We start from the raw sequence: 9,221 nt of genomic DNA, 5'->3' as shown, positions 1-9,221 counted from the left end.
ACACGAAAATCTGTGCATCACGAATACTGGATAGCGCGGCCATAGCGCGTCCTGCTATCGCATCGGCGCTGTTCTCTGAGCCTTTACGCTCACTCCAGTTTTTCAGCGAGATAAAACCAATACCGGCGTTCTGTCCGCTGCCCGCAAAGCTGAAGCCGTTCACCAGCATGCTGACGTTAACGTTATCTTTCTCTTTGGTCGCGAAGTACTGCTGAACCTGCTGACGGACTTCACTGGTGCGGTTTTCCGTGGCACCCGGTGCCAGCTGATACTGCACCATGATATAGCCCTGATCTTCGGTCGGCAGGAAGCCGGTCGGCAGGCGCAGATACAGCACCGCACATCCGATCAACAATACGCCGTACAGCAGCAGATAACGCACTGAACTGTGCACCACATGGCCGACGCCGTTTTGATAGCGCCCCTGTACTTTTTCATAGCTACGGTTAAACCAGCCAAAGAAGCCTTTGGTGCCGCTTTCATGGTTATGTGGTTTCAGCAAGGTGGCACAGAGTGCCGGCGTCAGCGTCAGCGCGACAATCACCGACAGCACCATCGACGACACAATGGTGATCGAAAACTGGCGATAGATCACACCGGTTGAACCACTGAAGAAGGTCATCGGCAGGAACACCGCCGACAGCACTAAGGCAATACCGATCAGCGCCCCTGTGATCTCTTTCATCGATTTTTCGGTGGCCTGACGCGGTGGTAATCCCTCTTCGCGCATCACGCGCTCAACGTTTTCCACGACGACAATCGCATCATCGACCAGCAAGCCGATGGCGAGCACCATACCGAACATGGTTAAGGTGTTAATCGAATAACCAAACAGCGACAGCACACCAAAGGTGCCCAGTAACACGACCGGCACGGCAATCGCCGGGATCAGTGTGGTACGAATGTTCTGCAGGAACACGAACATCACGATGACCACCAAAATCACCGCTTCGATCAGCGTTTTCACCACTTCTTCAATCGAGATTTTTACAAAGTCGGTACTGTCGAGCGGATAAGCGATCTCATAACCCGCAGGCATACTGCTGCGGAACTCATTGATGGTCGATTTCACCTGTTCGGCGGTGGCAAGCGCATTGGCACCCGACGCCAGCTGAACCGCGATTCCCGAAGCGGGATGGCCGTTCGCCAGCACGTTGGCACTGTAATCCTCATCACCCATCTCGACGCGCGCCACATCACTCAGGCGCACCACGGAACCGTCAGACTGGCTTTTCAGCACAATATTACGGAACTGTTCTGGCGTTTGCAGACGTGAACGCGAACGCACCGTTGCCACCAGTTGCTGCTCTTTACTGGCAGGCTGCGCACCCAACTGGCCGGAAGAGACCTGGGTGTTTTGGCTCTCCAGCGCGGTGGTGACATCCGACGGCATCAGCGAATAGGAGGCGAGCTTGCTCGGATCTAACCAGATACGCATCGCGTATTCGGCACCAAATACCTGCACGCTCCCGACGCCGCTCACACGCGCCAGCGTATCTTCCATATTACTGACCATATAGTCAGCCACATCGGAAGAACTGCTTTTATTGGTTTTATCGTACACCGCAAGGATCAGCAGGAAGTCGCTCTGCGCTTTTTCCACGGTGACACCCTGTGTGGTCACGGCGGTAGGCAGACGGCTTTCTGCCTGCTGAACCTTGTTTTGTACCTGAACCTGAGCGATATCGGGGTCAGTGCCTTGCTGGAAGGTCACATTGATTTTTACCTGACCGGTCGATGCGGTGCTGGTGGAGTTGAAATAGAGTAAACCATCCAACCCGGTCAACTGCTGCTCAATCACCTGGGTGACACTGCTCTCCAGCGTTTCCGCCGAGGCTCCGGTGTAGGTGGCCTGAATGCTGATCTGTGGCGGCGCCACATCGGGATATTGCGCCACGGGCAGGCTGTTAATACTGAGTAAACCGAACATCATGATGCAGATGGCGATAACCCAGGCAAACACCGGCCGACGAATAAAGAACTGAGCCAACATATCAGTTGCCCTCGCTGGTCGCGGCTATATCGTTTGGCGTCACTTCTACGGCTTTAACGCTCATGCCCGCCTGCACTTTACCGGTACCTTCAACAATCAGTTTGTCGCCGCTGTTGAGACCAGAGGTAATCAGCCACTTATTGCCGATCACGCGATCGGCCACCACTTCACGGCTCTCGACTTTATTCTCTTTATCCACCACCAGCGCGGTGGCATTGCCTTTGGCGTCACGTGTGATGCCCTGTTGCGGTGCGAGGATCGCGTCGGTTTTAACGCCGTTAGTCACATTGGCGCGCACATACATGCCCGGCAACAACTCATGTTGCGGGTTAGGGAAAATCGCGCGCAGCGTCACGGTGCCCGTCGCTTCATCTACCGACACTTCCGTCAGTTCCAGCTTGCCCGGATGGTCATAAGCACTGCCATCTTCGAGTTTCACCGTCACCGGCACGGCATCCGTGCTCTGCTGCAAGGAAGCCTGCTGACGTTTCAGCTTCAGCAGTTGAACGCTGGATTGGGTGAGATCGACATAAATAGGATCGAGCGCGCGAATGGTCGCCAGCGCGGTGGTCTGGCTGGCAGTCACCAGCGCACCTGGCGTCACGGAGGAAATGCCAATGCGTCCACTGATTGGGGCTTTGATCTGCGTGTAATTAAGATTGATGCGAGCGCTTTCAACCGCAGCACGATACTGATCCACGGATGCGACATTTTGCTGGTAAGTGGCTAACGCGTCATCTGCATCCTGACGCGACACGCCGTTCTCTTTCACCAGTGCTGCATAGCGCTCCGCTTTGAGTTTGCTGCTTTTCACCAATGCCTGAGCATTCTTTAATTGTGCCAAAGCCTGATCGTAACTGGCCTGATAGCTGGCCGGATCGATTTGATACAGCACCTGACCGGCTTTCACTTCATCCCCTTCGGTAAACAGGCGCTTCAAAATAATCCCTTCAACCTGGGGGCGCACTTCTGAGGTCATACTGCCCGTCACGCGGCCCGCGAGCTGGCTGTCCAGCGCCACTGACTCGCTTTGCAAGGTTTTAACACCCACTTCGGTGGTCGGAGTGGCGGCTTGTTGACTGCTGTTTTGATCGCAGGCGGCGACTAACATCACCAGCCCGGCGATCACACTGCGCTGAAAATTCTTCATGAATTACCCTGTAGTGAACGTTCATTCTCAGAATGAAGTCTATCAAATTAGCTTTCCTTACACTGTCAGGAAAATGAAAAGAGAGAGGGCGTAGTGAATTTTTACAATGCGGACTTTAGATAAGGTGATGATGAATCTTTGTCGTTATAACACATGCTTTTCCCAAACTTCGTCGCAGCACGAACTCTCGTGCTGCGACGAAGCATTATTCCGCCGATATACGTACAACACTCTCAAGCTTTGCCGCTTTGGTCGCCGCGCCGTCATTTTTCACCGTGACGAACAGGGCGTGATTAGCCTCATCGAGTGCCAGGCTATTGGGGTGCGGAGGCAACGCCAGGGTGTTAATTCGCTGCAGAGATCGGGCATCAAAGATCGTCACCGTGCCCGCGCCCTTTTCGACTCTGGCACCGTTGCGGTTGGTGACATAAATGCGCTGCTGCTGCGCATCCAGCAGTAAGCCAATCGGCACCTGATCGGTATCCACCTTCGCCAGAACCTTGCCGCTGTCTGCATCCAGAGCAAACAGCTGATGTCCGCTGCTGCGTCGGGTGTAGGTCTGTCCCAGATAGTTATTTCGCGGCTTGTCACGATCGATCCCCTGATCAACGCCAAGCAGGCGATTCCCCTGCGGGTCATAGACCAGATTGAGCAGCAGTTTGGCGCGCGCATTGGTGGTTTGCACTTCGCGCGGATCGCCCACCGGCGTGTAAGCGGGCAGATCGATGTCACTGCGGCGGCGCTGGCGATCAACGCTGACACGAAACGCCAGCTGTTCATCAATCAGTGGGCCACTGGCCATCGCCGCCAGTTATGAGGCGTGCTGATTGCCAAATCCACCCTTTATAGCGCTCTCCCATTCGAAGCTGGGATCTTTGGTGGTCATCACAATCGCACCGGCGATGGCATTGCGACCCTGAATGTAACTTTGCGGCCCTCGAAACACTTCCACGCGATCTAAATCCCACAGCGATTGCGGTCCATAGGCCTGTTCGTTATAGGTGAGCGCACGGCCATCCAGTGATAATCCTAAACGCGGGCGTGTTCCGCTAAGGAATGCCCCTGCACCCGTCGATGGGCCGGAGCCATGCACCCCGCGCACTGTTGGCAGATCGTTGCCGATCCCGACATCAACGGTATTCGCGGTCATCCGCATTAAGTCTGAAACGGTTTCAGCACCGGGCAGTGAATCAATCCTGCGGCTATCAAAAACTTCAACGCTCGATCCGGTATCAAAAATCGATCGTTCCGTTTTCTCTCCGGTTACCACCAGCTCTTGTTCGTCCTGATAGCTACGCTCCCGGCTGCTGGTAACTTTCTCCGAGTCCTTTTCTGCGGCGACGGCGGAACCCGACATGCCAATACACAGGCCGATAGCGATACTGATGACTTTACGACGCGCATAATAGCCGTGGTGTGTGGTAATAGACTGACGCTTTTCGCGTGTCTCCTTCATCCCAAAGGTTTAAAAAACATTCATGTTTATTGACACAACCCACATTTTATTGAGTGCCATCAGTCTTTATTTTTCTGACTAACGGCAATAGCAAAGCCACCTCTTTTGCAGAGGTTGTTATAAGAAGATGTTCGTGAAGCGTAAAAAAGTGTTGCCAACCATAATCACTAATATCAGGCGATGCAAACAAATATTACACATTCATGAAAGCGTATTGTTATTAGCGGATCTATTAACCTGCCGGATTCAGCGGTTATTAACATGCGATAAATATCTGCACTAAAATAATCTCACAGTGATATGATTTTAAATCACAAGCGGATTCTTAATTTTTTTTGTCAACCTTGTTCAGGTTGCTGGAGATGAAAAATGGGACTGATTGAACTGTTGAGACATACGCCAACATGGGTGTGGATATTACTCGTCTATCTGATTTTTCGCGGCATTAAGGCATTACAGACTCGTGAAGTCGCGGTGCAAAAACTGTTCTACATTCCAGTTTTGTTTTTAGTTTGGGGCTTTTATGGCGTATTTCGGGAAACCACCTGGGTTGCTTATACGCTGTTTTCCATGATTATCGGTTTACTGATTGGGGGTATCATCGGTGCCATGTTGTCTCACGCGACAGGCAAACCCATCTCCAGTGAAAATCACGGCATGATTATTCGCCCAGGTTCGGCGTTGCCATTAATATTTATGTTATTAGCCTTTGCCGCCAAATATACGCTTTCCGTTTCTGTGGCTTTGCACCCTGAATTAATCGCTTCCCTGTCATTTAATCTGATTCACGGTGCAATCAGCGGCGTTACTGCGGGGATATTCTGGGGGAGCATGCTGGTTTATTTCATTCCCTGGTATCGACAGCTAAAGAGGTTATCCCTTTAACGAGCAAAAGAGGGAGGACGCCACCCTCAGGCGTTCCCTTCGCGACATTAACGCTTTGTGATCAACGCGGCTAATGCCAGCTGCGGAATCGTCAACGGACGCTCGCTCTCCGGCAGGCTGTCTGCCGCCGCCGCCATTGAAACCTGCGCCAGTGCTAGGTGTTGTGCGCCCTGCTCGCGTCCCTGTTTTACCGCGTCAGCGATGAGCGCGTGGTAGCGTTGATGATCACCCGCTTTAAATGCGGCCCAGGCGTCAGGAATCAGAGCGACCTGTGGCTGTTTTTCAGATGGCAACGTGGGTGGACAGAACAACAGACGGGTAGCCGCTAAGGTTGACTCAGCCGCGCAGAGTACCAGCGCAGGCCCTGCCATTTGATGCAGGTGATCTGCCAGCATCCGATCTGCGCGATAGACCGGGCAGCCCGATTTTTGCGGTTGGAAGGTGTCGGCCACTGGCCCCAGCGTTGAACAGGTAATGACTATCGCATCAAACCACGGTCCCATACTGTGCATCAGCTGAGCCAAACGTTGCTGTTGCTCCTGCGTCATACCGCCATTTTGCTCAGCTTCAGCCAGCAGGTGCGGCATCACAATATGGCTCAGTGTGTGGGGAGGTAATTCAAGGGCGTGTGCCGCGTGATCGAACAGCGCGATATTACTGGCGGCGGTGTGCAGGCAAGCGATGGTCATGGTCATCCTTATAGTTATGCTATTTATAGGTCCGCTGAGTCCTGGCGGCGTGATTGCAGTGGTAGATTATTGCTTCACCGTCTAATAATATTCAAAATTATTTAACATTCCTTAGCCGTTACCCTCATGAACCTGCACCTGCTCGCCTTTATCATTGCGATCTTACCGGTGGCCTTGTCGCCAGGGGCGAGTTTCACCCTCGCGATGAATAACACGCTGGTGGCAGGCACGCGCGGGCTGGCTTCGATCATTCTCGGCACGGCTCTGGGTATTTATACCCATGCGCTGCTGATTGGCCTGGGCATCAGCGCCCTGCTGGTGCGTTCCCCCATTATCTTTAATCTGTTAAGCGTGGCGGGGGCTGCTTATCTGCTGTGGCTCGGCGTACAGTTGTTGCGTCGAGTTCGTCATATTTCCCAACCCGTCGCCTCTTACCGTAGCGCACGCATGGGGATTAAAGATGCCTGGCTAGCCAATGTGCTTAATCCAAAAGCGGTGATGTTGTATCTCACCGTGGTATCGCAATTCGCCGGGCGCGATCATGCCTTGCTGCATTATCTGCTGCTGGCCTCCATACACGTTGCCATTATGGCCCTGTGGCTGGTGATCATCTGTTTTACGCTGCTGACTTCAGCACGAGTGATCAACATTCGTAAGCTGTCCATCGCCATCAACATTGGCGGCGGGCTGATACTGGTGTTTTTTGCTATCAGCAATTTGGTTCAGCTTTTTATGACATTAAAAGGATTTTCATCATGATGGCATTAAGCGACTTCGGCCCACGCATCTGCATTTTGGGGCCTTCAAACAGCGGTAAATCGACGCTGGCTCAGGCCATCGCCAGCAAGACAGCGCGTCCTGTCATCCACCTGGATCAGCTTTATCACCTCCCCAACACGCACTGGCAAGCCCGCGCTGAAGCAGATTTTCGGCAACTGCATCTCGACGCTATCGCAGGGGAAAGCTGGGTCATGGACGGCAATTATGTGCGCACGCTACCGGACCGCTTAACGCGTGCCAGCGGTATCATTCTGCTTGACCTGCCACCGACTCAAAGTTTCTTTCGTTATCTGCGTCGTACGCTGTTTGATGCCCAGCGCATTGGCGGTGTTGTCCCCTCACATCAGCGCGAGAAGTTGACCTGGGAAATGACGCGTTATCTGCTTATCACCTCTCGGCGCCATCGCCCGCGTAACCAACGCATGTATGCGGAATGGACCTTGCCCAAGCTGTTGCTTAGCTCGTCAGCAGACATTAACCTGGCCTATCGCGAATGGGGTCTTCTCTCAGAGCACCCTTCTATACCCTAATTCTGCCCTTCGCTCATCTCCCGCTTCGCCTGCAAGTTTGGCCTGCGCTGCTACCTTTAGTGGGTTGCATTAACCTTACAAAATCTGGAGATATTATGAGCAATGACGATCGTAAACCGACCACCACGGATGCTGGCATTCCGGTAGCTAGCGATGAACACTCTCTGTCAGTCGGGCCGGACGGTCCGCTGGTGCTGCACGATCACTACCTGATTGAGCAGATGGCGAACTTCAACCGTGAGCGTATTCCGGAACGCCAGCCGCACGCCAAAGGCAGCGGCGCGTTTGGCCATTTTGAAGTGACGGACGATGTCAGCCGCTATACCAAAGCTGCGGTATTTCAGCCGGGCACAAAAACTGATGTGGTGATGCGCTTTTCAACCGTTGCAGGGGAACGCGGCAGTCCCGACACCTGGCGCGATCCGCGCGGTTTTGCCCTCAAGTTTTATACCAGCGAAGGCAACTACGACATGGTAGGCAACAACACCCCGGTGTTCTTTATTCGTGATCCGATGAAGTTTCAGCACTTTATCCGCTCGCAAAAACGCCGCGCCGACAACAATTTGCGCGACCACGATATGCAGTGGGATTTCTGGACGCTGTCGCCAGAATCGGCGCATCAGGTTACCTGGTTGATGGGCGATCGCGGTATTCCCAAAAGCTGGCGTCATATGAACGGCTATTCCAGCCACACCTACATGTGGGTCAACGCGCAAGGTGAGAAGTTTTGGGTCAAATATCACTTCAAAACCGATCAGGGCGTGGAGTTTCTGGCGCAGGAAAACGCGGATACCTTGGCCGGTCAGGATGGCGACTACCACACCCGCGATCTGTTTAACGCGATTAAAAACGGTGAGTTCCCCAGCTGGACGCTCTACATGCAGATCATGCCGTTTGCCGAAGCTGAGACCTATCGCTTCAACCCGTTCGATCTCACTAAAGTCTGGCCGCATGCCGACTACCCGCTGATCAAAGTCGGCAAACTACAGCTAAACCGCAATCCCACTGACAACCATGCACAGATCGAGCAAGCTGCGTTTGAGCCAAACAATCTGGTACCGGGCATTGGTTTGAGCCCTGACAAAATGTTGATTGGTCGTGTATTTGCCTATGCCGATGCGCACCGCGCGCGGTTGGGCGTGAATTACAAACAGATCCCGGTCAATGCGCCTCATTCTCCGGTGCACAGTTATAGCAAAGACGGTGCGATGCGGATGAATCCGGTCTCAGATCCGGTGTATGCACCTAATTCCAAAGGCGGTCCGGTGGCAGATGGCGAGCGTTATCCCACCGACTCCACTTGGGAATCACAAGGCAACATGGTGCGTGCGCCGTATACGCTGCGCAAAGATGATGATGATTTCGGTCAGGCGAATACGCTGGTGAATAAAGTGATGGACGATGCGGCACGCGACCGTCTGGTGAACAACGTCAGCGGGCATTTGTTGGATGGCGTGGAAGAACCGGTGCTGTCACGCGCGTTTGCCTACTGGCGTAACATTGATCAAACCATTGGCGACCGTATTGCACAGCAGGTGCAGAGTGAGCGCGCAAAACGCTAAATAAAAAGGGGCGCCGCTGCGAACAGTGTGCGCCCCCTATTCATGACTTCACTACTTCATTACTTCATTACTTCAAACGGAATGCCACCACACTGTCACCCGCCTGGGTGCCCAGCGAACCGTGACCGCCCGCCGCAATCACCACGTACTGCTTACCGTCTTTACCCATAAAGGTC

Annotated in this window: 7 protein-coding genes and 1 pseudogene; 4 read left to right on the top strand and 4 right to left on the bottom strand. The window is 53.4% G+C overall.

Translation table 11 applies throughout. The annotated features are described in order from the left end of the window. From RT340_RS19755 to RT340_RS19740, 3 genes and pseudogenes are all read right to left on the bottom strand, one after another. Positions 1-1,993, bottom strand: a 1,993-nt coding sequence (locus tag RT340_RS19755; RefSeq protein WP_313377546.1) for an efflux RND transporter permease subunit, incomplete at its 3' end; no start/stop codon positions are given. 1 nt (position 1,994) lies between these two features. Next, positions 1,995-3,143 (bottom strand): efflux RND transporter periplasmic adaptor subunit, encoded by a 1,149-nt coding sequence (locus RT340_RS19750; RefSeq protein ID WP_097117165.1) that lies wholly within the window; start codon positions 3,141-3,143, stop codon positions 1,995-1,997. Between the two features lie 613 nt (positions 3,144-3,756). Beyond that, positions 3,757-4,500, bottom strand: a pseudogene (locus RT340_RS19740) (TonB-dependent receptor plug domain-containing protein); the annotation flags it as partial. Between the two features lie 468 nt (positions 4,501-4,968). Here RT340_RS19740 and RT340_RS19735 point away from each other — a divergent pair. Continuing rightward, positions 4,969-5,484, top strand: coding sequence for a DUF6622 family protein (locus tag RT340_RS19735; protein WP_237448744.1), 516 nt, complete (start codon positions 4,969-4,971; stop codon positions 5,482-5,484). A gap of 47 nt (positions 5,485-5,531) precedes the next feature. On the opposite strand, the gene RT340_RS19730 is transcribed toward RT340_RS19735, so the two are convergent. Further along, complete coding sequence (locus RT340_RS19730) at positions 5,532-6,173, bottom strand: glutamate racemase (protein WP_313377545.1); 642 nt, start codon at positions 6,171-6,173, stop codon at positions 5,532-5,534. Between the two features lie 126 nt (positions 6,174-6,299). Here RT340_RS19730 and RT340_RS19725 point away from each other — a divergent pair, with 126 nt between their 5' ends. From RT340_RS19725 to RT340_RS19715, 3 genes are all read left to right on the top strand, one after another. Next, complete coding sequence (locus RT340_RS19725; RefSeq protein WP_313377544.1) at positions 6,300-6,932, top strand: LysE family translocator; 633 nt, start codon at positions 6,300-6,302, stop codon at positions 6,930-6,932. Further along, positions 6,929-7,483: an AAA family ATPase gene (locus tag RT340_RS19720; protein WP_409566169.1), complete on the top strand. Its 555-nt coding sequence runs from the start codon at positions 6,929-6,931 to the stop codon at positions 7,481-7,483. Before RT340_RS19725 ends, RT340_RS19720 begins: the two co-directional genes overlap by 4 nt. A gap of 95 nt (positions 7,484-7,578) precedes the next feature. After that, on the top strand, positions 7,579-9,045 hold the full coding sequence (locus RT340_RS19715; protein WP_160867273.1) for a catalase: 1,467 nt from the start codon (positions 7,579-7,581) through the stop codon (positions 9,043-9,045). Positions 9,046-9,221: the final 176 nt, after the last annotated feature.

It is taken from the genome of Pantoea sp. CTOTU50773 (assembly GCF_032082325.1).
Lineage (GTDB): Bacteria > Pseudomonadota > Gammaproteobacteria > Enterobacterales > Enterobacteriaceae > Pantoea > Pantoea communis.
Note: the sequence above shows the minus strand (reverse complement) of the source record. Positions and strands in the feature narration are given on the sequence as shown.

What these genes read in the sequence shown, in the direction of transcription:
- RT340_RS19715 (WP_160867273.1), top strand. Translation starts at nt 7,579, where the DNA reads ATGAGCAATGACGATCGTAAACCGACCACCACGGATGCTGGCATTCCG.
- RT340_RS19720 (WP_409566169.1), top strand. Translation starts at nt 6,929, where the DNA reads ATGATGGCATTAAGCGACTTCGGCCCACGCATCTGCATTTTGGGGCCT.
- RT340_RS19750 (WP_097117165.1), bottom strand. Translation starts at nt 3,143, where the DNA reads ATGAAGAATTTTCAGCGCAGTGTGATCGCCGGGCTGGTGATGTTAGTC.
- RT340_RS19730 (WP_313377545.1), bottom strand. Translation starts at nt 6,173, where the DNA reads ATGACCATCGCTTGCCTGCACACCGCCGCCAGTAATATCGCGCTGTTC.
- RT340_RS19725 (WP_313377544.1), top strand. Translation starts at nt 6,300, where the DNA reads ATGAACCTGCACCTGCTCGCCTTTATCATTGCGATCTTACCGGTGGCC.
- RT340_RS19735 (WP_237448744.1), top strand. Translation starts at nt 4,969, where the DNA reads ATGGGACTGATTGAACTGTTGAGACATACGCCAACATGGGTGTGGATA.